We start from the raw sequence: 24,629 nt of genomic DNA on the forward strand, positions 1-24,629 counted from the left end.
CCCGCCGGACGCGGCGTATCTCCTGTTCAGACAGTCGAAAGGGAACCCCGATGCGCCGATCTGCCCTGCCTGCCCCGCTGGCCGCGCTGATGGCCCTGCTGGCCTCTGTCCTGGCCCCGGTCGCCGCCTGGGCGGGCTTCACCTTCGCCTCGATCGACGGCGGGACCATCGACCTGGATGATTGGTCCGGCAAGCCGGTTCTGGTCGTCAACACCGCCTCGCTCTGCGGCTTTGCCGGCCAGTTCGACGATCTTCAGGCCCTGCATGACGAACTGGGTCCGAAGGGCCTGCTGGTGCTGGCCGTGCCCTCGAACGACTTTTCGCAGGAACTGGGTAGCGAGGCGGCGGTCAAGGAATACTGCGCGCTGAACTTCGACCTGACCCTGCCGATGACCCAGATCACCCATGTGAAGGGCGCACAGGCGCATCCGTTCTATGCCTGGCTGGCCAAGACGCGCGGCTTCGTGCCGGGCTGGAACTTCAACAAGGTGCTGCTGGGCCCCGACGGCGCGGTGATCGAAACCTGGGGCTCGACCGCGAACCCGCAGGGGGCCATCCGCCGGCGGATACTGTCGCTGCTGCCATGACCGCGGCGCCTTCGGCCGGTCCGCGCGGCGCCGTCGCGCCGGTCTTTGTCGGCTCGGCCATCTACCGCGGCTCGTCCTATGGCGCGACGCATCCCTTGCGGGTGCCCCGCGTGTCAACCGTGATCGACCTTGCCCGCGCGCTGGGCTGGCTGCCGGCGGCGCGGTTCCAGAACAGCCCGCGCGCCAAGCCCGCCGCCCTGCGCGCCTTCCATACCGAACCCTACCTCACCGCCCTCCAGCGGGCCGAGGCCGAGGGTACGGTCAGCGATCAGGTCCGCGCCCGCCACAGGCTTGGCACCCTGTCGAACCCGGTCTTCGCCGAAATGTTCCGCCGCCCCGCCACCGGCGCAGGCGGCACGCTCTGGGCCGCCGAAACGCTGGCCCATGCCCCGGCGGGGGTGGTGCATGTGCCGGGCGGCGGCACCCACCACGGCCTGCCCGACCGGGCGAACGGCTTTTGCTACCTGAACGACGTGGTGCTGGGCATCAAGGCGCTGTTGGGCGCCGGGTTGACCCGCGTCGCCTATGTCGATCTTGACGCCCATCACTGCGACGGGGTTGAAGCCGCCTTCACCGGCGATCCCCGCGTCCGCATGATCAGCGTGCACGAACAGGGGCGCTGGCCGTTTTCCGGCGGCCTGACCGATACGGCCGGCGGCTCGGGCTTTTTCCTGCCGGTGCCGCGCGGCTATAATGATACCGAGGCGCGGGCCGTGCTGCACGGGCTGATCCTGCCCCGCGTCGCCGCCTTCGCGCCGCAGGCGCTGGTGGTGCAATGCGGCGCCGACAGCCTGACCGAAGACCCGCTCTCGCGCCTGTGCCTGTCGAACCGCGCCTATCTTGAGGCGCTGGCCGAACTGCGCCCGCTGTCGCCCCGGCTGATCGTGCTGGGCGGCGGTGGCTACAACCCGTGGTCGGTGGGCCGGCTCTGGACGGCGATCTGGGGCTGGCTTTCGGGGCAGGAACTGCCCGACCGCCTGCCCGAACCGGCGCGGGCGGTTCTGGCGGGGCTGTCGTGGTCGGGGGGCGCCCGCCCGCCGCCCGGCCCGCACCTGCTGGACACCCTGCTTGATCCGCCGCGCGAAGGCCCCGTCCGCCCCGAGATCACCGCTGCGCTGGCCGTCCTGGCCCGCCGGCCCGAGGGGGCCTGATGCGCGTCTTCCTTGGCCTTGACCTGCCCGAAACCGTCCGCTCGGCGCTGGCGGTGCAGCAATTCCTGCTGCCGCTGCCCCGCCGCGTGCCGCCCGAGGCGTTTCATCTGACGCTGGTCTTTCTGGGGGACGTGCCCGATCCCCGGCTTGACGCTGCGCACGAAGTCTTTGCCGCCCTGCGCAGCCCGGCCTTTCCGCTGGCGCTGCGGGGGCTGGGCCTTTTCGGCGGTTCCCGCCCGCGCGCGGCCTGGGCCGGTGTGCTGCCGTCAGACCCGCTGACCCGGTTGCAGGCCGCCGCCGAACAGGCCGCCCGCATCGCCGGGGTCGAGGTCGCCGCCCGCCGCTTCGTGCCCCATGTCACCCTGGGCCGCTTTCCCGTTCCCGATTTCGCCGCCACGGCGCGGCTGGAACGCGCCATTGCCGACGGTTTCGCCTTCGCGGCCGGTCCCTGGATTGTGCAGGACATGGTTCTTTGGCAAAGCCGGTCGGGTCACGATGGCCCGGTTTATACCGAACTTTCCCGTTATCCGTTTTCTTGACAACCGGCGGGCCATGGGCCAGCACGGGCTGCGTAACCCAGTCGCCAAGGACGCAAGCATGCGCGAAATCACGATTTCCGGTCGCAAGATCGGCCCCGCTCATCCGCCGCTTGTGATTGCCGAGATCGGCATCAACCACGGCGGCGATCTTGCCGTCGCCAAGGAAATGGTGCGCCTTGCCGCGGCTGCGGGCTGCGAGCTGGTCAAGCACCAGACCCATATTCTGGAAGACGAGATGACGGATGAGGCCAAGGCGATCTTCCCGCCGAATGCCGATGTCTCGATCTGGCATGTGATGGAACGCTGCGCCCTCTCGCTGGACGATGAGGCCGAGCTGAAGCGTTACACCGAAAGCCTCGGGATGATCTGGATCTCGACGCCGTTTTCCCGCGCGGCGGCCGATTACCTCGAAACCCTCGACGTGCCCGCCTACAAGATCGGTTCGGGCGAGGCCGACAATCTGCCGCTGATCCGCCACATCGCCCGCAAGGGCAAGCCGGTGATCCTGTCCACCGGGATGCAGACGATCGAGACGATCCGCGCCAGCGTTGACATCCTGGATGCCGCCGGTGTGCCCTATGCCCTGCTGGAATGTACCAACCTCTATCCCAGCCCGCCCGAGATCGTCTCGCTGAAAGGCGTGACCGAACTGCGCGAGGCCTTCCCCAACGCCGTTGTGGGCTTTTCCGACCATTCCATCGGCCCGGAAATGGCGCTGGCCTCGGTGGCGCTGGGCGCCAGCATCCTGGAACGCCATTACACCGACACCCGCTATCGCAAGGGGCCGGACATCATCAATTCGATGGACCCGGCCGAACTGCGCTTCCTGATCGACCGCTCGCGCGAGATCTGGATCGCCGCCAACAACCCCAAACAGCGCAGCGCGCCGGAAGAAGACGTCTACCGCTTCGCCCGCGGCTCGGTCGTGGCCGATGCCGACCTGCCCGCCGGCCATGTGATCCGCGAACAGGACATCTGGGCCCGCCGCCCCGGCAGCGGCGAAATCGCCGCCTATGACTTCGACAAGGTGCTGGGCAAACGCCTGACCCGCGCCGTCACCCGCAACACGCAACTGAAATGGAGCGATCTGGGGTGAGCCGTCCCCCGGTCCCCATCTTCGTCATCTCGCTGACCCGCGCCACCGAACGGCGGGCGCGGATTGCGGCCGAATTTGCCCAGGCGGGGCTGGACTACACGCTCTTCGACGGCATCGACGGCCGGGCCGAGGAGGCGCGGCTTCTGGCGCAGACCGATCTGCCCGGCTGGCACCGCTTCATGGGCGGGCCGATTTCGGCCGGGCATATGGGCTGCTACGCCTCGCATGTGGCGCTCTGGGCGCAGATCGGCGCCGGGCCCGATCCGGTGGTGCTGATCTGCGAGGATGACGTGACCTTCGACCCCGATTTCCCGCAGGCCCTGCAGGCCGCGCTGGACATGGCCGATGGCTGGGACATCTGCCGCTTCGCGCGGCTGCGCGCCAAGGGCGCGTTGACGCAGCGCCGGCAGGGCAAGTGGCGGCTCAATGCCTATTGGGGGCGCTTCACCGGCAATGCCTGCTATCTGATCAAGCGCGATCTGGCCGCCCGGCTGGCGCGCGACTTCTGGCCGATCCGCCGCGCCCATGACCACGAACTGAACCGCTTCTTCGCCCATGACTTCCGGCTGATGGGGCTGGAACCCTTCACCGCCCGGCCGGAAGACCGCGGCGAAAGCTACATCACCGGCACCGCCATGGCCGAGGCGACCAAGTTCCCCGCCCTCCGCCGTCTGCCGCATTACGCGCACAAGGCCGCCAACTACCTGCGCCGCATCACCTGGCTGATCCGCCACCGCATGTTGCCGCCGCCCCGCAGCTAGGCCCGCGTCCCCGCGCCGCCCCAGATGCCATAGGTCTCGCGGAAATACCGGATGCAGGCGCGGTTGGCCGAAATCCGGTCATGCCCCTGATAGACGAAATTGCGCAGCGCGGCCTCCTTCACCTCGTTCGAACTGCCCTTCGACCGCACCTTGTCGCGGACATTCAGCCAGATCGGAATCCCGCGCCGCTCAAGACAGCCCGACAGCCAGACATCATCCACCGTCCACAGCACATCGGGAATGTCATAGGCCGCATCGTCGAAATCGTCGGGCCGCACCATCACGCCGCCCCAGCCTTCCAGAATGTCGACATAGCCCGAGGTCATGGCCTTGGACGGTTTCCACCGCCCCAGCGACAGCGCCCGCCGCAGCCGGTAGCCCAGATCCTTGCGGCGATAGCCGGCCTTGGGCTGGCGCGGCGACTGCCAGCCGTCATGGGCATAGAAGGGCGTGTCCAGCAGACCGCCTTCCTCGCAGATCACGCAACCGGGCTGGTCGGCCCCCGCCTCGACAAAGCGTTGCGCCCAGCCCGGATCATATACCTTGTCGTCATCGCAGAACAAAATCCGCACATCCTGCCCCCGATAGTCGCGGCAGGCCGGCAGCACCTTGGTCGCCGGACCCAGATCCTCGTCGATCAGGCGCAGGGTCACGCCCTCGGGCAGCTTCGGCAACTGCGCCGGGTCATAGTCGAACCGGCGATAGCGCCGCGGGATGTAAAGGTTGATCGCCTCGATCCGGGCGGTCTGCTGCTTCAGCGCGGCCAGGTTTTCGTGCACATAGGCAAACCGCGGCGGCACCGTGGTCAGCGACAGGATCAGTCGGGTCATCGCGCGCGGCTCCCGTTCTCAGACCCTGCCGCCGTGGCGGGTCCAGTAGTCCACCATCCAGGGCACCGGACCCCGGCCGTAATGCGGGAACACGTCCCAGTTGCCCGCCGGAGGGCGGATCAGGTCAATCGGGCGCGGGCGACCGTGGAAGCACAGCACCCGCACCTCCGGCCCGGGCGGATTCGGCCCCCGCAGCCGGTCAATCAGCAGGGGCGGGCGCAGGTGATACTTGTAGCTGACAATCCACGCCTGCGGCCAATAGCCGATGGGGCTGACCTCGCCATGCACATAGGCCTGCTCAATGTCATACTTTTCTGTAATTGCGTCTCTTTCAGCGCGCAGCCGGTCCACCAGATAGCCAAGTGAGCCCAAGTCGAACGCGAAGATGCCCGTGCCAGTGCTTGGCGGGCCGTCTTTGCCGCGCCATGGAGTGGAATCCAGAGCCATCAGGCCGCTGCCAAGCGTAAAGAACTCACCCAGTTGGCCGCAGATCACGGTGTCCAGGTCGATGAACAGCGCCCGGCCCGTCAGCCCGTAAAGATCATGCCCGAACAGCGCGATCTTCGGCCAGGCGCCGTGGCGCCAGTTCTCGGGCTTCAGCCCGATGTCGGGAATGGGAAAGGTCTCGATCTCGGAGCGCAAGCCGCTGCTGTCATCGGTCAGGCAGACAAACCGGAAATCGCCCGTCAGATTGGCCCGCACCGCCGAATACAGCACATTGACGTATTCCGCGCCGTAAAGCGTGCCCCATTTCATGCAAAGAACGACGCGGTCCATGAAGGTCTCCGGTTGTGGGCGCAGCCCTTCACTTAGGGCCGGCCCCCCGCCTTGTCCACCGCCCCGCCGCCCGCTTGCCCGCCGCACCATCCCTGCACCGATTGCCAGCGCGGGCCGTCGCCGCTATGCAGGGCAATGCTGCAAGTGCCAGTGCGAGAGCCATGAAAGACATCCTCTTCCTTACCGGCACGCGGGCCGATTTCGGCAAGCTTGAACCGCTGGCCGCCGCCGCGCGCGATGCCGGCTATGGCGTGACCTTCTTCGTCACCGGCATGCACATGATGGACCGCTACGGCCTGACCCGGAACGAGGTGCGCCGCATGGCGGGGGTCGGCACCCATGAATTCCTGAACCAGCGCCCCGGCGACCCGCAGGATATGGTGCTGGCCAAGACCGTCACCGGGTTTTCCGATTACGTCGCCGAACACCGCCCCGACCTGATCGTGATCCACGGCGACCGGGTGGAAGCCCTGGCCGGCGCGCTGGTCGGCGCGATGAACTATGTCCGCTCCGCCCATGTCGAGGGGGGCGAGGTGTCGGGCACCATCGACGAGGTGTTCCGCCACTGCAACACCAAGCTCTGCACGCATCATTTCGTGTCCTCCGAAGCCGCCGCGCGCCGGGTCATGGCGCTGGGCGAACCCGCCGAAACCGTGCATGTCATCGGCTCGCCGGAACTGGACTTCCACGCCCGCCCCTCGGGCGTGACGCTGGATCAGGTGCGCGCGCATTACGAAATTCCCTTCGCCGACTATGGCATCGCCACCTTCCACCCCGTCACCAGCGAACAGGCCACCATCGGCACGCAGGCCGCCGCGCTCTTCGGTGCGCTGGAAGCCTCGGGCCGCGCCTTCGTGGTGATCGCGCCGAACAACGACCCCGGCTCGGACGCCATCTTCGCCGTGCTGGACCGGCTGCCGAAAGACCGCTTCCGCGTGCTGCCCTCGATGCGCTTCGCGCATTTCTCGGAACTGATGAAGAACGCCGCCTGCATGGTGGGCAATTCCAGCGCCGGTGTGCGCGAGGCGCCCTTCCTGGGCCTGCCGTCGCTGGACATCGGCACCCGGCAGGCGAACCGCTCGGATGCGGCCTCGGTCACGGCCTGTCAGGCGGCGGATACCGCCACCATCGCCCGCTTTCTGGCGCAGGATTGGGGCCGCCGCCACGCCCGCGACGCGGGCTTTGGCCAGGGCCTTGCCGCTGACCGTTTCGTGCAGGTGCTGGCCCGCCCCGAGTTCTGGGACAGCCCGCTGCAAAAGGCCTTCCAGGACCGGGAGTAAGCCTGATGCACTGGCAGTTGGCGGCCTATCTGGCGGCGACCCGGGCGATCCCGCTGCTGGCCCCGGCCGTGCTGCGCCGCCGCCTTGCGCGCGGCAAGGAAGACCCCGCCCGCTGGACCGAGAAGCTGGGCCGCCCCTCGGCCCCGCGCCCCGCGGGCCGTCTGGTCTGGCTGCATGCCGTGGGTCTGGGCGAGGTGCTGGCGCTGCGCGGCCTGATCGCCGCGCTGGCGGGGCAGGCGCCGGATTTCAGCTTCCTTGTCACCTCGGGCACCCGCGCCTCGGCCGAGGTGCTGGCCGCCAACCTGCCGCCGCGCACCACGCATCAGTTCCTGCCGCTGGATGCGCCCGGCTATCTGGCCCGCTTTCTGGCGCATTGGCGGCCCGACCTGTCGATCTGGGCGGAACAGGAGCTGTGGCCCGGCGCCGTGGTTGCCGCCCACCGCGCCGGCGTGCCCTTGGCGCTGGTGAACGCCCGGATGAACGCCGACAGCTTCGCCCGCCGGTCGCGGGGGCGGGGGCTTTACGCCGACCTTCTGGCCCGCTTCCGCCTGATCGCCGCGCAGGACGACGCCACCGCCCGCCACCTGCGGGCGCTGGGCGCGGGCGAGGTGCGGGTGACCGGCTCGCTCAAGGCCGCCGCCCCGCCGCTGGCGGCAGACCCGGCCCGGCTGGCATCGCTGGAAACCGCCCTGGCGGGCCGTGCCCTCTGGCTCCTCGCCTCCTCGCACCCGGAAGATGAGGCCGCCGCGCTGGCCACCGCGCCCGACGACCGGCTTCTGGTCATCGTCCCGCGCTACCCCGACCGTGGGGCAGGGATCGAGGCCGCCGTCCGCGCCACCGGCCGCAGCGTGACCCGCGCCGGGGCAGGGCAGGCGCCCGGCCCTGCGCAGGTGCATATCGCCGATGCCTTCGGCGAACTGGGCCTCTGGTATCGGCTGGCCCCCTTGGCGCTGGTCGGCGGCAGTTTCGGCCCGGTGCAGGGCCACAACCCCTGGGAAGCCGCCGCGCTGGATTGCGCCATCCTGCACGGCCCCGCCACCGCCAATTTCGCCGCCGATTATGCGCAGCTTGACGGGGCAGGGGCCGCCCGCGCCGTCACCGCCGCCACGCTGCCCGCCGCCCTCTCTGCCGATCCGGCCCCCTTCGCCGCCCGCGCCCGCGCCCTGTCGGATGCCGCCCGCACCAGCCTAGCGCCGCTGGCGCGTGATCTTGCGGGGCTGCTGAGATGATGCGGCTGTTCCTCGCCCTCTGGTCCGCGCTCTGGACGCTGTGCCTGCCGCTGATCCTGCTTTATCTGCGCCGCAGGGGCCGCAAGGACGCGGCCTATTCCCAGAACGTCGCCGAACGCTTCGGCCGTTACCCGCAGCGCCTGCCCGGCGCGGTCTGGGTCCATGCCGTCAGCCTGGGCGAGATGCGCAGCGCGGTGCCGCTGATCCGCGCCCTGCTGGACCGGGGCGAAACCGTGGTCTGCACCCATTTCACCCCCGCCGGCCGCCGCGAATCCACCCGCGTCTTCGGCCCCGACATCGCCGCAGGCCGCCTTGCCGCCGTCTGGGTGCCCTTCGAGCTGGCCTGGTGCTTCCGTGGCTTCTTCCGCGCCTTCCGCCCGAAACTGGGCCTGGTGATGGAGGTCGAGATCTGGCCGCGCATGGTCTTTGCCGCCCGCGATGCCGGGGTGCCCCTTTTCATGTGCAACGCGGGCTACCCGTCGAAATCGGTCGCCCGCGACGCCCGCTTTCCGCTGCGCCCCGCCGTCATGCGCGGCTTCGCCGGGGCGCTGGTGAAATCGCAGCTTCAGGCCGGCCGCTTCGCCACCGTCGGCGTGCCGAACATCACCGTCACCGGAGAATTGCGCTTCGACCAGCCGATCCCGCCCGCGCAGGTGGCCGCCGGTCAGGCCGCCCGGCCCCTGCTGGCCGGCCCCCGCCGCACCCTGACCTTCGCCTCGGTGGTCGAGGGCGAGGATGCGCTTTACCTTGATGCCATTCAGGCCGCCCTCGCGGCCCCGGACGCGCCCTTCGTGATCTACGTCCCGCGCAAGCCCGAACGGTTTGACGAGGTGGCCGCCCTGATCGCCGCCCGTGGCCTGCGCCTGATGCGCCGCAGCACCGCGCTGGATGCCGCCCTGACCCTGACCGCCCCGCAGCAGGCCGACATCCTGCTGGGCGACAGTCTGGGCGAGATGTATTTCTATCTGGCCATGGCCGACCGCGTGGTCACCGGCGGCGGCTTCACCCCGCATGGCGCGCATAACATCATCGAGCCGCTGGCGCTGGCGCGGCCCGTCATCGTGGGCCCTGAAATCCACACCATCGAATATCCGGCAGCCGAGGCGATTGCCGCCGGCGTCTGCTTCCACGCGCAGACCCCGGCCGATCTGGCCCGCGCGCTGACGCCCCAAGGCTGGCCCGGCCCCTCACAGGCTGGCATCGCCGCCTTTCTGGCCGCCCATTCCGGCGCCACCGCCCGCACGATGCAGGCGCTGGCGCCTTACCACAGCCGCTAGCCGCAGGTTCCCTCGAAGGAACCTGCTCACCAGCCGCTGAACCCGCCGTCCACATTCACCAGTTGCCCGGTCATGTAGCCCGCCGCCGCCGAGGCCAGGAACAGCATCGCATCGGCAATCTCGTCGGGCTTGGCCATGCGGTTCAGCATGATCAGCTCGCCCACGCGGCGCTGGAATTCCTCGGAATGGTTGTTGAACACCGCCCCCGGCGCGATGGTGTTCACCGTCGCCCCGCGCGGCGCCCAATAGCCCGCCAGCCAGACCGTCAGCCCGTGGATGCCCGCCTTCGTCACCCCATAGGCCGAAAAGTTCTTGAACGGCATCCCCTCATAGATCCGGTGATGCGCCCCGTTCAGCGCATACATGCTGGCCACGTTGATCAGCGTGCAGGGCCATTTCCCCACGATGTCGCGGTCCATCTGCCGGGCCACCATGAAGGGGCCGGTCAGGTTGGTGCGCATCGTCTTTTCCCAGTCGCTGACCTTCAGGTCGGCGAAATCGGGAAAGCCCTTGCCCGCGCCCATCAGCAGCTCGCCCGTGATGGCCGCGTTGTTCAGCACGACATTCGGTTCCCACCCGTCCTTCAGGATGCGGGCGAAGATTTCCGTCACCTCGTCTTCGTTTGCCACATCAAGTGGATAGAAGCGAAAGTTCGCGTTCCCGCCATGCGCCTCGACCAGCGCCTCGGCCCGCGTGCCGGGCAGGTCGGACGCGATCACCCGCGCGCCTTCGGCCAGCATCCGGCGCACATAGGTGCTGCCCAGCACGCCCCCCGACCCGGTGATGAAGATGGTGCGGCCTTGCAACTGGTCAGTCATGGCTGTGCTCTTTCAGGGCTTCGGTCAAAAGGAACTCGACAAGTCGAAAGTCGAAGGGGCTGTCGATGTCGACACAGCGTTCCGGCGGCATCAGGAAGGGGATCACGCGCCCCTCCCACAGCCCCTTGGACCGTTTCAGATAGGCCGACGACACCACATAGGTGCTGGCCGCATGTTCATAGACCACCGGCGCCTGCTGGCGCGCGACCACGCCACCCGGCAGCGGCTTCGACACATGCAGCGCCCCGCTGGCATCCGGCTCCACAAGGTTGAAATAGGGGTTCTTTCGCGCCTCGCAGCAGCTCATCACCAGGTCAGGGTGTTCGATATTGTAAAGTTCCAGCGCCCCGGAAATATCCTCCGGCAGCCGCAGCGGCGAAGTGCAATCCAGATCAAGGAAGGCATCGACCGGGCCTGTCAGCGCCTCGGACGCCTCCAGCGCGTGCTGCCACACGCCCCATTTCCCTGCCGTGTCGGTTGCCAGATGCGCCGGCCGCAGCCCGATCTTCAGCGCGCCCTTCGCCACCGCATGATCATAGATTTCCTCGTCATCGGTGCTGACCACCACCGCATCCACCGCCGGATGCGCGAACAACTGGTCCAGCGACCAGTCGATCAGCGGCTTGCCGCAGATCGGGCGGAAATTCTTGCGCGGCACGCCCTTGCTGCCCTTGCGCGCGCCGATATGGCCCAGGATCATCGAACAGGTCTCCTCATGGAATCTCTTTCCCGCACCGCCCGATGAAGGCCCGCGCCGCCCAGGCCGCGGCCACCAGCCGGGCCGACGGCAGGCACAGGTCCAGCCGCGGCAGATGCTCCACACCCGACGGGTCCGCGCCCTGTGCCAGCGCCAGAAAATCGCGCATGGCGGACAGGAACATCTCGTTGCGCTCCAGCGGGCGGTCCAGATCGCGCGGCCCCGCCGCATCGGTCACCCGGTAGGTCGCGGCGGCAAAGTCGAAATCATGCATCCGCTCGGTCCCGCGCAGCAGGGTGCGGCGGTGCAGCTTCGGCGTCAGGTAGTCCATCGCCACCTCGCCCGCGATGCCGTCCCCGGCCAGCGAAATCCGGCTGGCCACATCCACCCCCGGATAGGCGGCATGGCCCAGACTTTCGACCGACTTCACCGCCAGCCCCGGAAACAGGCAGGCCGCCATGTCCAGCTCGTGACACAGGTCCAGCAGTACGCCGCCGCCCTCGGCCCGCGCGGCATAGCTTTCGGAAAACCGCCAGTTCGCCCGCCATTGCGTCACGTCATGGCCGATGGTCAGCGAAAACTGGAACACATCCGACAGGTCGGCCTGCGCCAGCGTGCGGAAGGCCGGGTGATAGCGCATCATGTAGCCCAGCACCGACCGCCGCGCGACGCCCGCCGTCACTTCGGCAATCGCCTCCACCTCGGCGGGGGCAAAGGCCAGCGGCTTTTCGATGTAAAGCGGCAGGTCGCGCGCTGCGGCCTCGGCAATCAGCGGCAGGCGGATGTTGGTCGCGGTGGCAATCACCACGGCGTCGGCCGCGTCCATCGCCGTCCGCGCCCCGTCAAACCCCGCCGCCCGCCAGGACAGCGCCACCGGCGCGGCCCCCAGGGCCGCCAGATTGTCGGTATGCCGGCGTCCGATCGACCCCGACCCGATGACCAGAACGCGCATTCCCGCCTCCCTTTCGGGCCAGCCCTAGCGCGAAACCGCCCCCGCCACCAGAGGCGGCCGCGCCTGCGGCCAGCCTGTCGCCCGGTGATACGCCTGCCCGATGGCCAGAACCCGCGCATCATCGCCCGACCGGCCGATGATCTGCATCCCCATCGGCAGGCCCTGCGCCCCGAAGCCCACCGGCACCGACAGCGCCGGCACCCCGATCAGGCTGGCCGGCACCACCACCTCCATCCAGCGGTAATAGGTGTCCATCTTGCGCCCGGCAATCGCCTCGGGCCAGCGCCACTCGGCCGGAAACGGCCAGACCTGCGCACTTGGCAGCACCACAGCGTCATAACGGTCAAACAGCCGCGCCGCATGGGCATACCAGCGGCTGCGGATCACGCTGGCCTCATACACCGCCTGCGCCGACAGCCCCAGCCCCTGCTCGATCTCCCAGATCGTCTCGGGCTTGGTCAGCGCCCGTTTCGCCGGGTCTTCCGTCAGCGCCCGCTTCCCGCCGGCGTTCAGCATTGCCCGCAGCGTCACCCAGGCCGACCACAGCTTTTCGGCCGGAAAGGGCGGGGGCAGCGGTTCCACCTCGGCCCCCATCGCGGCCAGCCCCTGCAACGCCGTCTCGCAGATCTCCAGAATCCCCGGCTCCATCGCATAGGCGCCGCCCCAGTCGGCCAGCCAGCCGATCCGCAGCCCCTTCACCCCGGCCTCCAGCCCGGTCAGCAGATCCGGCACCGCGCGGGGGAAGGGCACCTCGGGGTTTTCCCCCGCCAGCACGGCCAGGAACCGCGCCAGATCCTCGACCGTGCGCGCCATCGGCCCCTCGGTCGCCAGCGTCGCCAGATGGGTGTCGCCCTCGGCATCGCCCGGCACCAGCCCCCAGGTCGGGCGAAAGCCATAGACGTTGCAGAACGCCGCCGGGTTGCGCAAAGACCCCATCATGTCCGACCCGTCGGCCACCCAGGCCATCCGCGTCGCCAGCGCCGCCGCCGCCCCGCCCGAAGACCCGCCCGCGCTGCGGCTCAGGTCATAGGGGTTGCGCGTCACCCCGAAGACCGGGTTGAAACTGTGGCTGCCCTGGCCCCATTCCGGCGTGTTGGTCTTGGCGGTGAACACCGCCCCCGCCGCCCGCATCCGCGCCGCCAGCAGGTCGTCCCTTGCCGGCACATGGGCGGCGTGCAGCGGCGATCCCCAGGTCGTCCGCAGTCCCTTCACCGCGACCAGATCCTTCACCGGCAGCGGAATCCCGTGCAGCCAGCCCGAAGGCGCCGCATCGTCCAGCGCCCGCGCCTCGGCCATCAGCGCCTCGGGCGCGCGCCGCGACACCAGCGCGTTCACCGCCCCGTTCGCCGCCTCCACCTGCGCCAGATGCGCCGCCATCACCTCGGATGGCGCCACCTTGCGCGCATGGATCAGCGCCGACAGTTCGGTCGCGGAAAGCTCAAGAAGACCTGACATTTTCTGTCCAGAAATATCCCACGGGGGTCCGGGGGTGTGAAACCCCCGGCGGCCGGCCAGACAGGACTGCCGGGGCCACAACAGCCCCGGCATCGCTCACCTCACCAGACTCACTTCTGCAGTTCGGTCCAGATCGCGGTCTGGTACTCCAGCGCCTTGCCGGTGCAGACCGTCACGAAATGGCCCTTGTCGGCGAATTCCGCCGGCGTGATGATCTCGGGCGCAGCCTTCATGTCCTCGGGCATGAAGGCATCCGACCCCGCAATCCCGTTGGCATAGCGGGCAAAGGCCGACAGCGCCGCCGCGTTCTCGGGCTCCATGATGAAGTCCAGGAACAGATAGGCGTTGTCCACGTTCTTGGCGTCGGCCAGCAGCACCACGTTGTCCATCCACAGGCCATAGCCTTCCTTCGGATAGCCATAGGCCACATCCGGGTTGCCCAGACGCGCCCGCATCGCCGAGCCGTTCCAGTCCACCGTCGCGGCATAGTCGTGGTTGATCATCTTCTCGACGGTCGAATAGTCCATCGACATCCACTTCGGCTTGGCCGCCAGCAGGGCGTCGCGCACCTTCTTCATCACCGCCGGGTCTTCCGAACACACCTCGCCGCCGGCCCACATCGTGGCCAGCGCCATCACGTCGCCCATTTCCGGGATGACGTTGATCTTGCCCACCAGCTCTGCCGGCGGGTTCATGAAGATGTCAGAGGTGTTGATGTCGCCGGAATAGTCCTTCACGTTGACCGACATCCCGGTCGACCCCCACTGCCACGGGATCGACCATTCGCGACCCGGGTCCCACTCCACATTCATCCATTCCGGGGCAATGTTCTTGTGGTTGGGCAGCTTCGACAGGTCCAGCTTCTGGATCAGGCCCTTCTCGGCATAGATGCCCACGAAGCCGGCCGAAGGCACCACCAGGTCAAAGCCCGAAGCCCCCGCCTCGACCTTGGCCAGCGCGGTGTCGTTCGAATCGAAGTCGGTGATCGTCACCTTGACCCCGTACTTCTCCTCGAACTTCTTGATCATCTCGGGGCTGGTGTAGTTGCCCCAGTTGTAAAGGAACAGCTCGCCCTCGGCATGGGCCATCGCCGTTCCCGACATCAGCAGCGCCATGGCGCCCAGAATCCGTTTCATGGTCTCTCCTTCAGTTGGATGAAGCCGCCGGTGCGTCCGGCGGTCATTTGCGTTTTCGGGTCAACAGGAAGAACGCGGACAACAGCACCAGGGTCAGCGCCAGAAGCAGCGTCGAGATCGCGTTCACGTCCGGCTTCATCGCGCGCCGCAACTGGCCCAGCATATAGGTCGGCAGGGTATCCTGCCCGGGCGACTTGATGAATTCGGTAATCACCACATCGTCCAGCGACGTGACGAAGGCCAGCATCGCCCCGGCCAGAATCCCCGGCATCAGCAGGGGCAGGGTGACACGGCGGAACGTCTGCCAGCGGCTGGCGTAAAGATCGGCCGCGGCGGTTTCCAGCGTCAGGTCCATCCCCTCAAGCCGGGCCCGGATCGGCAGATAGGCAAAGGGAATGCAGAAGGCGGCATGGGCCACGATCAGATAGCCCAGCCCCGTATAGCCGGTGGCCTTCTTGATCGCCGCCGTCACCAGCAGCAGCGCCACCGCCGTCACGATCTCGGGCACCATCAGCGGCTGGTTGATCATCACATAGACAAAGGTCTGGCCGCGAAAGGCGGGGCGTCGCGTGGTGCCCAGGGCCGCCATGGTTGCCAGCGCGGTGGACAGCACCGCCGCCCCGGTGGCCACCTTCAGCGATACCCAGGTCGCCTCTTTCACCTGATCATTGGCCCAGGCGGCGCGGTACCAGTCCAGCGACAAGCCCCCCCAGACCGCCACGCTTTCGCCAGCGTTGAAGGAATAGACGATCAGCACCAGGATCGGCGCGTAAAGCGCCACGAACACCAGCATCGACACCAGCGTCGCGCCGGGCAGTTCGGTGACCGAGAAGTCGCGGGCCCTAGCCATTCTTCCGTTCTCCGCTGATCGCCTTCACATAGACCAGAAGCGCGATGGTCACGATCACCAGCAGCGTCACCGACAGGGCAGCCCCCAGCGGCCAGTTCTTGCCCTGGCCGAACTGCAGCTCGATGAAGTTGCCGATCATCATGTTCTTGCCGCCGCCCAGGATGCGGGGCGTCACATAGGCGCCAAGGCAGGGCACGAAGACCAGGATCGACCCCGCCACGATGCCGGGCCGGATGATCGGCAGGATCACCCGCCGCAGCACCTGCCAGCGGCTGGCGTAAAGGTCATAGCCCGCCTCCAGAAGCCGCATGTCGAAGCGGTCGATGGTGGCGAACAGCGGCAGCACCATCAGCGGCAGATAGACATAGACCATGCCGATCAGCAGCGCCGTATCGGTATAGGTCAGTTGCAGCGGGGCCGAGACCAGCCCCGCCTTCAGCAGAAGCGTGTTCAGCACGCCTTCGTTGCGGATGATCTGGTTGATCGCGAAGGTGCGGATCAGCAGGTTGGTCCAGAACGGGATGGTGATCAGGAACAGCCAGCCCGCCCGGCTTGCCGGCGACCGGGTGGCAATGAACCAGGCGGTCGGAAAGCCCACGATGAAGGTCAGCACCGTCGTGATGAACGACAGCTTCACCGACCGCCAGAAGATCGTCAGGTTGCCATCGGCCAGAACCAGCTTGTCCTCGAAGATGTCGTGATCGAACAGCACGCCGCGCCAGCCTTCCAGGCTGAACACCCATTCCACATTGCCATGCGTGCCCGGCGTCAGGAAGGAATAGACCAGCACGATCAGCAGCGGCCCGACCGCCGCCACCGTCAGCACCAGCAGCGCCGGGGCCGACAGTTGCCAGGCGCTTTTGATGTTCTCCCGGCGGACGGCCTCTTCGGCGGGGCTCATGGTGTCAATCCTCCAGAACCTGAACGGCGCCGGGCGTGAAGCGCAGGCCGACCTGCTCGCCCTTGGACAGCGCGCCCTCGCCGGTCACGCCCGAAACCACGCAGGCCTCGATTTCCGTGCCATCGGCCAGCGCAAGCTGATAGTTCATGTCGGTGCCGAAATAGACCGATCCGGTCACGGTGGCCGGGATGGCGCCGGCCTCGCCGGGGGCCACGATCCGCACATGTTCGGGCCGCACCGCCAGCGTGACGGTGCCCGCGCGCGGGCTGTCCACCGGCACCACCGCCCCCACGGGCAGCCGCACCCCGGCGCCCTCGGTCACGCCCGACAGGAAATTGGTCTCGCCGATGAAGCTGGCGACAAAGCGGTTCACCGGGCGGGTATAGATGTCGCGCGGGGCGCCCACCTGTTGCAGCTTGCCATGGCTCATCACGCCGATCCGGTCGCTCATGGTCAGGGCTTCTTCCTGGTCATGGGTAACGAAGACGAAGGTGATGCCCGTCTCGGTCTGCAACCGCTTCAGCTCGACCTGCATCTCCTTGCGCAGCTTCAGGTCCAGCGCCGACAGCGGCTCGTCCAGGAGCAGCACCTTGGGCTGCGGCGCCAGCGCGCGCGCCAGCGCCACCCGCTGCTGCTGGCCGCCCGAAAGCTGGCTGGTCTTGCGCCCGGCCATCGCCTCCAGCTTCACCAGCGCCAGCATCCGTTCGGTGGTCGCCTTCACCTCGGGCGCCGGCCGGCCCAGCATCTGCAACCCGAAGGCCACGTTCTGCGCCACCGTCAGATGCGGGAACAGCGCATAGCTCTGGAACACCGTGTTCACCGGCCGCCGGTTCGGCGGCAGCGTGGTGATGTCGGCGCCGTCCAGCAGGATCGTGCCCTCGGTCGGCATCTCGAACCCGGCGATCAGCCGCAGAAGCGTGGTCTTGCCGCAGCCCGAAGGCCCCAGCAGCGTAAAGAACTCGCCTTTCCGGATGTCCAGCGACACATCGTCCAGCGCCCGCACGGCCGCGTTGCCCTGGCCGAAGGCCTTCACCACATTCCGGGCCGAGATCGTCACCTCATCGGTCACGGTCGCCCCCTCCCTGTCCTGTTATTTTGATCATATTGGGCAGCCGCCCGCCGCCCTGACAAGCGTTTTCTTGCCCGCTCATGCCGCAACCGGCGCGCGACGCCCCGCCCAGGGCGCGGCGCGCTCAACTTCTGCACAAAGCGCGATCAGCGTCTCGTCCTGCCCGAAGGCCGCGGCCAGATGCACGCCGATCGGCAGACCGTCGCCCGACATGCCCAGCGGCAGGCTGGCCGCCGGTTGCCCGCTGGCGTTGAACACCGCGCAGAAGGGCGAATAGGCGAAAATCCCGCCCGGCCCGGTGCGATAGGCCACATAATCCTCGGTCGCGTGCGAGAACCGCCCCACCTTCGCCGGCGGTTCGGCCAAGGTGGCCGACAGCAGGATGTCCGGCCCGGCGTCGAAGACCCCCGCCATCTGCCGGCCAAAGGCGTGGATCTCGCCCACCGCCTCAAGATAGCGCGTCGGATGCAGCGTTTCGGCATGTGCGCAGGCCCCGCGCCCCACGCCTTCCACCAGATCGCCGGTCAGCGGGCGCCCCTTCAGCGCGCCGCGAATCCCCAGCGCCGTGCCCACCGCCACGATGTCGGTCCAGGCCCGCATCATGCCCGGCACATCGGCGCGGGGCAGGGCGGGTTCCACCACATGCCCCAGGCTTTCCAGCAGCCGCGCCGTGGCCCGCACCGCCTCGGCCACCTCGGGGTGGATCGGCTCGCCGGTGAAGGTGGTGTCGCACACCCCCACCCGCAGCCGCCGCGGCGGGCGCGAGATCGCCGCCGCATGGCCGCGCGCCAGCGGCGGCGCCCAATAGGGCGCGCCCAGGTCGGCGCCCTCGCAGGCGTCCAGCATCACCGCCGTGTCGCGCACGCTGCGCGTCAGGAAGCCGTCGATCGCCATCCCCGCCCAGCCTTCGCCGGCATAGGGGCCATCCGGCAGCCGCGCCCGCGTCGGCTTGAAGCCGAAGAGGCCGCAGGACGAAGCAGGAATCCGCACAGACCCGCCGCCGTCCGACCCATGCGCAAAGGCCACGATCCCCGCCGCCACCGCCGCCCCCGCACCGCCAGACGATCCGCCCGGCGTGTGGTCGGTGTTCCACGGGTTGCGCGTCGGCCCGCCATAGACCGCCGCCTCGGTCGCCGCGCCAATGCCGCCTTCGGGGCTGGTCGTACGCCCGAAGGTGACAACCCCGGTCGCCTTCATCCGGGCAAAGATCGCGCTGTCGCCGGAATAGCGGGTGTTGGCCAACAGCCGGCTGCCGTTGTGGCTGGGAAAATCCTTCGCCTCCACCCCCAGATCCTTGATCAGGAACGGCACGCCCCGGAACGGCCCGTGCGGCAAGCCTTCCCGGATCGACCGCCGGGCCACCTCTTCCTGCACCAGAACCACCGCGTTCAGGGCCGGATTGCGCGCCTCGACCGCCGCCAGCGCCGCATCCAGCAGCTCGTCCGGCGTCACCTCGCCCGTCGCCACCAGCCCCGCCAGTTCGGTTGCATCCGCCGCGCCCAGATCGCCGATCATGCCGATTCTCCTGTTCTTCCGCCGCCATGCTGACCGCCCCGCGCCCCCCGGTCCAGCCTGCCACCGTCATCTGCCGGGCCGTTCCCGCCACCCTCTGCAGCCCGAAAGCGACACCCCGCGTCGCGCATGCGTCGCTGCGTCAGGGCCGCGCTTGACAGCGCCGCCGCGCGGGCTATTCAGGACGGGCCTTAGGTTCCGGGCCTCAAGATCCGGATGAAAAGGGAACGCGGTGCAATTCCGCGGCTGCCCCCGCAACTGTAAGCGGCGAGCGATGATGGAACATGCCACTGGGGAAATCACTCCGGGAAGGCCCGTCAAAGCCCAGACCCGCGAAGCCAGGAGACCTGCCAGGGTGATCACCCTTACCGCGGCGCGGGGCGCGCCACGGCAGGCGGATTCCGCCAGAGGTGACGAAACTCACCGTCGGCGGAAGGGGCGACCTTTCCCAGGACAGAACGCATCTTGCGGGCCGCGGTTGCGGCCCCACCGGAAAGGCAAAGACCGCCATGTATGGCATTTCCCGCATCGCCCTGATTTCCGCACTGGCCGCCTCGGGCCTCGCCGCCCCGGCACTGGCCGCAGACGATGACGATTCCCTTCTGCTGGGCACCATCACCATCACCGCCAGCACCGAGCCGGTCGAACTGGGCCGCACCGGCGCGACGGTCGATGTCGTCACCGCCGATGACCTGAAGAAATCCGGCGACCAGTCGGTCGCCACGCTGCTGGCCCGCCTGCCGGGCGTCAGCATGTCGCGCAACGGCGGCCTTGGCACCTCGACCGCGCTGCGCCTGCGTGGCCTCTCGGGCCCCTATATCGGCGTCCGCATCGACGGCATCGACGTGTCCGATCCCTCGGGCACCCAATGCGCCTATGACTTCGGCTCCACCACCTCGGGCGGCATTTCCCGCATCGAGGTGCTGCGCGGCTCGCAATCGGCGCTGTTCGGGTCGGAAGCCATCGGCGGCGTGGTCGACATCACCACCTTCCGCGCCACGGAAGAGGGCACCTCGGCCCAGATCGGCGTCGAGGCCGGATCGAACGCCACCTACAGCGGCACCGCCTCGGTGGCGATGAAGACCGACCGCGTCGAACTGGCCTTCTCGGCCAGCCGCACCATCACCGACGGCATCTCCTCCTACGCCTATGGCACCGAGGACGACGCCTTCCGCTCAACCACGCTGACGTTCTTCGGCGCCTATCAGGTGTCCGATACCCTGCGCGTCGGCATGAGCCTGCTTCACCGGGACAGCTTCACCGAATTCGATGACCAGACCGCCGACAACGGCAATATCGAAAACGGCAAGCTGCGCGGCGGCCGCATCTTTGCGCAACTGCAAACCGGGGCGGTCACGCATGAACTGTCCTACGCCCATACCGATTCCAAGCGCGACTACAGCTATCCGACCGGCTGGTATTCCGAGACCAGCTTCGACGGGGGCCGCGAACAGCTTGCCTATCTGGGCAAGTGGAAGGCCAGCGAACAGCTTTCGCTGAACTGGGGTCTGGACCGTACCAAGGAAACCTTCGACGGCTCCAGCACCTCGATGTTCGGCACCGCGCTTGACGGTGGCAAGGCAACCACGAAATCGGTCTTCGCCGAACTGCTTTACGCCCCCGATCCCTCGCTCGACATCTCGCTGGCGGTGCGCCACGACGACCATGAAACCTTCGGCGGTTACGACACCGGCCGTCTGGCCCTGGCCTGGCGCCCTGCGGATGACTGGATCATCCGCGCCGTCGCCTCGACCGGGTTCCGCGCGCCCTCGCTTTATGAACTTTACAGCGTCGATTACGGCAACCCCGCGCTGCAACCCGAAACCAGCACGAACTTCGAACTGGGCGCGGAATACCTGTTCAGCGCCGACAGCTCGCTGCAGGTCACGCTGTTCCACACCGAGATCGAGGATCGCATCCAGTGGGCGGGCGGCGCCTACAATCAGGTGCCCGGCACCACCACCACCAAGGGGGTCGAGGTGACGGGCCGCGCCGCGCTCGCGCCCGGCTGGTCGATGTTCGGCAACTACACCTATACCGATGCGACCAACGTCAACGGCGGTGTGGAAACGGTCGCGCTGCGGGTTCCGCGCCATGACCTGACGCTTGGGGTGGAAGGCCAGATCACCGACCGCCTGTCCGGCCTTGTCACGGTGCAGCATGTGGCCGACTACTGGGATGCCGGGCTCTGGCCGGCGCCCGCGTCCAGGCTCAAGGACTATACCGTCGCCAACCTCACAGTGTCTTATGAGGTGAACGACCAGACCGAAGCCTATCTCCGGGTCGAGAACCTGTTCGACGAAGATTACCAGACCGTACGCAACTACGGCCAGCCGGGCCGGTCGGTCTATCTCGGGATGCGCACCTCGTTCTGATACTGTTTCGGACCGGGCGGCATCTGCCCGCCCGGTCCGCCGCCTCAATGGAAACGGGTAATGGTGAACAAGGCCGCATATCGTCGCGACAGGCATACGTCCGCTGCACGTCGGCCATACGCACGGCAGACCTGGGCTATACCTGCCCTTTTCGCAATTAACGCAGCGTTCGCAGCCCTTTGCACCACCCCCGCCGCCGCCGACCCGGCCCCCGCCCGCGTCGTCTCCATAAACCTCTGCACCGACCAGCTTGCCATGTTGCTGGCGGCTCCGGGGCAACTGGTTTCGGTCAGCGATCTGGCCACCGATATCCGGTCCTCCTCGATGGTGGATCAGGCCGCCGCCTATCCCGCCAACCATGGCGGCGCCGAAGAGGTGTTCCTGCTGCACCCAGATCTGGTGCTGGCCGGCACCTATACCACGCTGGGCTCGGTTGACATGCTGCGCCGGCTGGGCGTGCGGGTGGTGCAGGTGCCGCCGGTGAACGCGCTTGATCAGGTGCCCGAACAGATTATCGCGGTAGGTCAAGCCCTTGGCCGGGAAGACGCCGCCCGCAAACTGGTGGCCGAATTTCAGGCAGGGCTGGCCGCGCTGGCCGTTGACCTGCCCCCCGCCACAGCGGCCCTCTATTTCCCGAACGGCTATACCACCGGCAAGGGCACCCTGGCCGATGACGTGCTGACCCGCACCGGCTTTGCCAATGTGGGCGCAACCGCCGGGCTGACCGGCGGCGGCACCCTGCCGCTGGAGCGGCTGGTTCTGGCCGAACCGCAGGTCGTCGTCACCTCGACGCCCTATCCCGGCGCATCGCGCGCGGAAGAGATCCTGTCGCACCCAGCTCTGGCCGAGATTCGCAAGAAGGCAGGTATTTCAGCGGCTTCCGATGCCGATTGGGTCTGCGGCACCCCCTATATCCTGCGCGCCGTCGCCGGGATGCGGCAGGCACGAGAGGCGCTGAAATGAAGCTGATCCTGCCGCTTCTGGCGCTGCTGGTGGCCCTTCTCTTCGCCGCCTCGCTGCTGATCGGCCCGGCGGGGCTGGGTCTGGGCGAGTCGCTCCGCGCGCTGTTCCGGGGCGAAGGCGAGGCGATGGTTCTGGTGATGCGCGAAATCCGCCTTCCCCGCGCGATCCTTGGCCTGATGGCGGGGGCGGTGCTGGGGCTGTCGGGGGCCGCGATGCAGGGCTATCTGCGCAACCCGCTGGCCGAACCGGGGCTGATCGGCGTGTCCTCCTCGGCCGCGCTGGGGGCGGTGCTGGCGCTGCAAACCGGCCTTGCCGCCACCCTTCCGCTGGCCCTGCCACTGGCGGCGCTGGCCGGGGCAGGGGCTTCTGTGCTGCTGGTTCTGGTCATGGCCGGCCCGCGCGGCGGCGCGCTGGCGCTGATTCTGGCCGGCATCGCGCTGTCGGCCCTGTCCGGCGCCGTCACCTCTCTGGTGCTGAACCTGTCGCCAAACCCTTTTGCTGCCATGGAAATTGTCCATTGGATGATGGGCTCTCTGGCTGATCGGTCGATGTCGCATGTCTGGCTGGCGGTGCCCTTCATGGTGGCGGGAATGGCCGCGTTGCTGACCCTTGGCCGGGGCCTTGACGCCCTGACGCTGGGCGAAGATGCCGCGCAGTCGATGGGGGTGAACCTGCCCCGCCTGCGGCTGGTGCTGATCCTTGGCACCGCCGCCAGCGTGGGGGCCGCCGTGGCGGTGGCCGGGGCCGTGGGCTTCGTCGGCCTTGTGGTGCCGCATCTTCTGCGCCCGCTGGTCGGTGCGCGCCCCTCGCGCCTGTTGCCCGCCGCCGCTTTGGGCGGGGCGGCCATGCTGCTGGCCGCCGACATCGCCACCCGGCTGATCGCCCCGGACCGCGACCTCAAGCTGGGCGTCCTGACGGCCCTTGTCGGCGCCCCCTTCTTCCTGCACCTGATCTGGCGGATGCGGAGGGTTGAGGCATGACCCTGCTTTCGTTGCAGAATCTGACCGTGCGGCGGGGCCAGTGCCCGGTGGTGGATGATGTCAGCCTGACGGTTTCCAGGGGGGAATTCGTCGGCCTGCTGGGCCCCAACGGTGCCGGCAAGACCAGCCTTCTGCGCGGGGCGCTGGGGCTTTTGCCGGCCGAGGGCCGGTCCTCGCTGGCCAGCCTGCCGCCGCTGGCCCGCGCGCGCGCCGCCGCCTTCCTGCCGCAAGGGCGCGAAATCGCCTGGCCTGTCAGCGTCGAGGTGCTGGTGGCGCTGGGGCGCAGCCCGCATGGCGCCGCCGACCCCACCGATCCGGCGGTGAATCGTGCGCTGGCCCGCATGGGGCTGACCGCCTTTCGCCAGCGCCGCGCGACCGAACTTTCGGGTGGCGAACAGGCCCGCGTGCTGATTGCCCGCGCGCTGGCACAGGAAACCCCGCTGCTGCTGGCGGATGAGCCGGTTGCCGGTCTGGACCCCGAGGCGCAGATCCGCACCATGCAGGTCTTTGCCGACCTCGCCGCTGAAGGCCATGGCGTGGTGGCGGCGATCCATGACCTTGGCCTTGCCGCCCGCCATTGTTCGCGCCTGCTGCTGATCCACCGCGGCAGGCTGGTGGCCGATGGCCCCCCGCGCGAGGTGCTGACCGATGCCGCCCTTGCCGAAGTCTTCGGAATCAAGGGCTTCCACACAGAAACGGCCGACGGGCCGGTGTTTCAGCCGATGGGTCTGGTGCGGTGATCACGGTCACGCTGGACCGGCCCTGGCTGATGGCCCGGCTGCCCGCGTGCTGGCGGGTGCTGTCCCATGCGCCCTATGGCGCGGGCTATCGCCTGACCGATCAGGTGCTGTGGCGCGAGGTGAAGAACGCCGATCTGACGCCCGATTTCGACGTGGATGACTGGTTCGCCGCGCAGATGCAGCGGGCGCCCATGGCGGTGGGCATGATGACCTCGCGCGATATCGGCACCTGGGATCAGGCCACGGCCACGGTGGACAGCATCACCGCGCAGGCGGTGGTGACGCTGGGCCTGTCGAACGCGGAATCGGTCGGGCGCCGGCTGCCCTGGCATTCGGCCGATTATGGCACCATCAACCTGCTGGTCGCCACCGACGCGCCCCTTACCGAAACCGCCCAGCTTGAGGCGCTGACCATCGCCGTGCAGGCCCGCACGGCGGCGGTGATGGCGCTTGGGCTGGAGCTGGACACCGGCATCGCCACCGGAACCGGCACCGATTGCACCGCGCTGGCCTGCCCGCCGGGCGAGGGGCGCTATGCCGGGCTGCATACCGCCGTGGGCGAGGCCGTGGGCGCAGCCGCGCGGGCGGCGGTGGCGCGGGCCGGGGCCGACTGGAAACGCTGGCGCGAGGCCGAACGGGCCGGGCGTTAGCCCG

At 68.5% G+C, this 24,629-nt stretch carries 24 protein-coding genes and 1 riboswitch; of the genes, 13 read left to right on the forward strand and 11 right to left on the reverse strand.

Going from position 1 to position 24,629, the window contains the following annotated elements; genetic code table 11:
- Positions 1-50 precede the first annotated feature (50 nt).
- From C5F44_RS09980 to C5F44_RS10000, 5 genes are read left to right on the forward strand one after another with little or no spacing between them, the layout of a single operon-like run.
- Positions 51-587 carry a glutathione peroxidase gene (locus tag C5F44_RS09980; protein ID WP_107673387.1) on the forward strand — a complete coding sequence of 179 codons (537 nt, stop codon included), beginning with the start codon at positions 51-53 and terminating at the stop codon, positions 585-587.
- Complete coding sequence (locus tag C5F44_RS09985; RefSeq protein ID WP_107673388.1) at positions 584-1,738, forward strand: arginase family protein; 1,155 nt, start codon at positions 584-586, stop codon at positions 1,736-1,738. Before C5F44_RS09980 ends, C5F44_RS09985 begins: the two co-directional genes overlap by 4 nt.
- Complete coding sequence (gene thpR / locus C5F44_RS09990) at positions 1,738-2,277, forward strand: RNA 2',3'-cyclic phosphodiesterase (protein ID WP_235822593.1); 540 nt, start codon at positions 1,738-1,740, stop codon at positions 2,275-2,277. The genes C5F44_RS09985 and thpR overlap by 1 nt, the downstream gene beginning before the upstream one ends.
- 58 nt (positions 2,278-2,335) lie before the next feature.
- Positions 2,336-3,373 carry an N-acetylneuraminate synthase family protein gene (locus C5F44_RS09995; protein WP_181318244.1) on the forward strand — a complete coding sequence of 346 codons (1,038 nt, stop codon included), beginning with the start codon at positions 2,336-2,338 and terminating at the stop codon, positions 3,371-3,373.
- Positions 3,370-4,134, forward strand: a complete 765-nt coding sequence (locus C5F44_RS10000) for a glycosyltransferase family 25 protein (protein ID WP_235822594.1) — start codon at positions 3,370-3,372, stop codon at positions 4,132-4,134. Before C5F44_RS09995 ends, C5F44_RS10000 begins: the two co-directional genes overlap by 4 nt.
- On the opposite strand, the gene C5F44_RS10005 is transcribed toward C5F44_RS10000, so the two are convergent.
- Both C5F44_RS10005 and C5F44_RS10010 read right to left on the reverse strand, forming a co-directional pair.
- A complete protein-coding gene (locus C5F44_RS10005; protein WP_107673391.1) occupies positions 4,131-4,964 on the reverse strand; it encodes a hypothetical protein in 834 nt (277 codons plus the stop codon). The two genes, C5F44_RS10000 and C5F44_RS10005, sit on opposite strands and share 4 nt — an antisense overlap.
- Positions 4,965-4,982: 18 nt before the next feature.
- Complete coding sequence (locus tag C5F44_RS10010) at positions 4,983-5,741, reverse strand: glycosyltransferase (RefSeq protein ID WP_146161929.1); 759 nt, start codon at positions 5,739-5,741, stop codon at positions 4,983-4,985.
- A 161-nt stretch (positions 5,742-5,902) separates the two neighbouring features.
- Between C5F44_RS10010 and neuC the strand changes: the two genes are divergently transcribed.
- Genes neuC through C5F44_RS10025 form a run of 3 tightly spaced genes read left to right on the forward strand, consistent with a single transcriptional unit; the run spans position 5,903 to position 9,527 of the window.
- A complete protein-coding gene (gene neuC, locus C5F44_RS10015; RefSeq protein ID WP_107673393.1) occupies positions 5,903-7,021 on the forward strand; it encodes a UDP-N-acetylglucosamine 2-epimerase in 1,119 nt (372 codons plus the stop codon).
- 5 nt (positions 7,022-7,026) lie between these two features.
- The gene (locus C5F44_RS10020) at positions 7,027-8,250 is read left to right on the forward strand and encodes a 3-deoxy-D-manno-octulosonic acid transferase (protein ID WP_107673394.1); all 1,224 of its coding nucleotides are present in this window, start codon (positions 7,027-7,029) and stop codon (positions 8,248-8,250) included.
- Positions 8,250-9,527 carry a 3-deoxy-D-manno-octulosonic acid transferase gene (locus C5F44_RS10025; RefSeq protein WP_235822595.1) on the forward strand — a complete coding sequence of 426 codons (1,278 nt, stop codon included), beginning with the start codon at positions 8,250-8,252 and terminating at the stop codon, positions 9,525-9,527. The genes C5F44_RS10020 and C5F44_RS10025 overlap by 1 nt, the downstream gene beginning before the upstream one ends.
- A gap of 26 nt (positions 9,528-9,553) precedes the next feature.
- Here the strand turns inward: C5F44_RS10025 and C5F44_RS10030 are convergent, their stop codons facing one another.
- The 9 genes from C5F44_RS10030 to C5F44_RS10065 form a co-directional block, all read right to left on the reverse strand.
- Positions 9,554-10,345, reverse strand: a complete 792-nt coding sequence (locus C5F44_RS10030; RefSeq protein ID WP_107673396.1) for an SDR family NAD(P)-dependent oxidoreductase — start codon at positions 10,343-10,345, stop codon at positions 9,554-9,556.
- On the reverse strand, positions 10,338-11,045 hold the full coding sequence (locus tag C5F44_RS10035) for an acylneuraminate cytidylyltransferase family protein (protein ID WP_219908677.1): 708 nt from the start codon (positions 11,043-11,045) through the stop codon (positions 10,338-10,340). The genes C5F44_RS10030 and C5F44_RS10035 overlap by 8 nt, the downstream gene beginning before the upstream one ends.
- A 13-nt stretch (positions 11,046-11,058) precedes the next feature.
- The gene (locus C5F44_RS18090; protein ID WP_219908678.1) at positions 11,059-11,994 is read right to left on the reverse strand and encodes a Gfo/Idh/MocA family protein; all 936 of its coding nucleotides are present in this window, start codon (positions 11,992-11,994) and stop codon (positions 11,059-11,061) included.
- A 24-nt stretch (positions 11,995-12,018) separates the two neighbouring features.
- Positions 12,019-13,449, reverse strand: coding sequence for an amidase (locus C5F44_RS10040; RefSeq protein WP_107673398.1), 1,431 nt, complete (start codon positions 13,447-13,449; stop codon positions 12,019-12,021).
- A gap of 110 nt (positions 13,450-13,559) precedes the next feature.
- A complete protein-coding gene (locus tag C5F44_RS10045) occupies positions 13,560-14,585 on the reverse strand; it encodes an extracellular solute-binding protein (protein ID WP_107673399.1) in 1,026 nt (341 codons plus the stop codon).
- Positions 14,586-14,628: 43 nt separating this feature from the next.
- Complete coding sequence (locus tag C5F44_RS10050) at positions 14,629-15,435, reverse strand: ABC transporter permease (protein ID WP_107673400.1); 807 nt, start codon at positions 15,433-15,435, stop codon at positions 14,629-14,631.
- Positions 15,428-16,336 carry an ABC transporter permease gene (locus tag C5F44_RS10055; RefSeq protein WP_107673401.1) on the reverse strand — a complete coding sequence of 303 codons (909 nt, stop codon included), beginning with the start codon at positions 16,334-16,336 and terminating at the stop codon, positions 15,428-15,430. The genes C5F44_RS10050 and C5F44_RS10055 overlap by 8 nt, the downstream gene beginning before the upstream one ends.
- Before the next feature lie 4 nt (positions 16,337-16,340).
- Positions 16,341-17,405, reverse strand: a complete 1,065-nt coding sequence (locus tag C5F44_RS10060; protein ID WP_107673402.1) for an ABC transporter ATP-binding protein — start codon at positions 17,403-17,405, stop codon at positions 16,341-16,343.
- A 78-nt stretch (positions 17,406-17,483) separates the two neighbouring features.
- A complete protein-coding gene (locus tag C5F44_RS10065; RefSeq protein ID WP_107673403.1) occupies positions 17,484-18,920 on the reverse strand; it encodes an amidase in 1,437 nt (478 codons plus the stop codon).
- Between the two features lie 173 nt (positions 18,921-19,093).
- Positions 19,094-19,286: riboswitch (cobalamin riboswitch) on the forward strand.
- 140 nt (positions 19,287-19,426) lie between these two features.
- Here C5F44_RS10065 and C5F44_RS10070 point away from each other — a divergent pair.
- The 5 genes from C5F44_RS10070 to C5F44_RS10090 are packed head-to-tail and all read left to right on the forward strand — an operon-like array spanning position 19,427 to position 24,625.
- Entirely contained in the window at positions 19,427-21,292 is a 1,866-nt protein-coding gene (locus C5F44_RS10070; protein WP_107673404.1) for a TonB-dependent receptor plug domain-containing protein, read from the forward strand.
- Positions 21,293-21,352: 60 nt separating this feature from the next.
- Complete coding sequence (locus tag C5F44_RS10075; RefSeq protein WP_107673405.1) at positions 21,353-22,255, forward strand: ABC transporter substrate-binding protein; 903 nt, start codon at positions 21,353-21,355, stop codon at positions 22,253-22,255.
- A complete protein-coding gene (locus tag C5F44_RS10080) occupies positions 22,252-23,235 on the forward strand; it encodes a FecCD family ABC transporter permease (protein WP_107673406.1) in 984 nt (327 codons plus the stop codon). The genes C5F44_RS10075 and C5F44_RS10080 overlap by 4 nt, the downstream gene beginning before the upstream one ends.
- The gene (locus C5F44_RS10085) at positions 23,232-23,975 is read left to right on the forward strand and encodes an ABC transporter ATP-binding protein (RefSeq protein ID WP_107673407.1); all 744 of its coding nucleotides are present in this window, start codon (positions 23,232-23,234) and stop codon (positions 23,973-23,975) included. The genes C5F44_RS10080 and C5F44_RS10085 overlap by 4 nt, the downstream gene beginning before the upstream one ends.
- Complete coding sequence (locus C5F44_RS10090) at positions 23,972-24,625, forward strand: adenosylcobinamide amidohydrolase (RefSeq protein WP_107673408.1); 654 nt, start codon at positions 23,972-23,974, stop codon at positions 24,623-24,625. The genes C5F44_RS10085 and C5F44_RS10090 overlap by 4 nt, the downstream gene beginning before the upstream one ends.
- The last annotated feature ends 4 nt before the right edge of the window (positions 24,626-24,629 follow it).

This window comes from Fuscovulum blasticum DSM 2131 (assembly GCF_003034965.1).
Lineage (GTDB): Bacteria > Pseudomonadota > Alphaproteobacteria > Rhodobacterales > Rhodobacteraceae > Pseudogemmobacter > Pseudogemmobacter blasticus.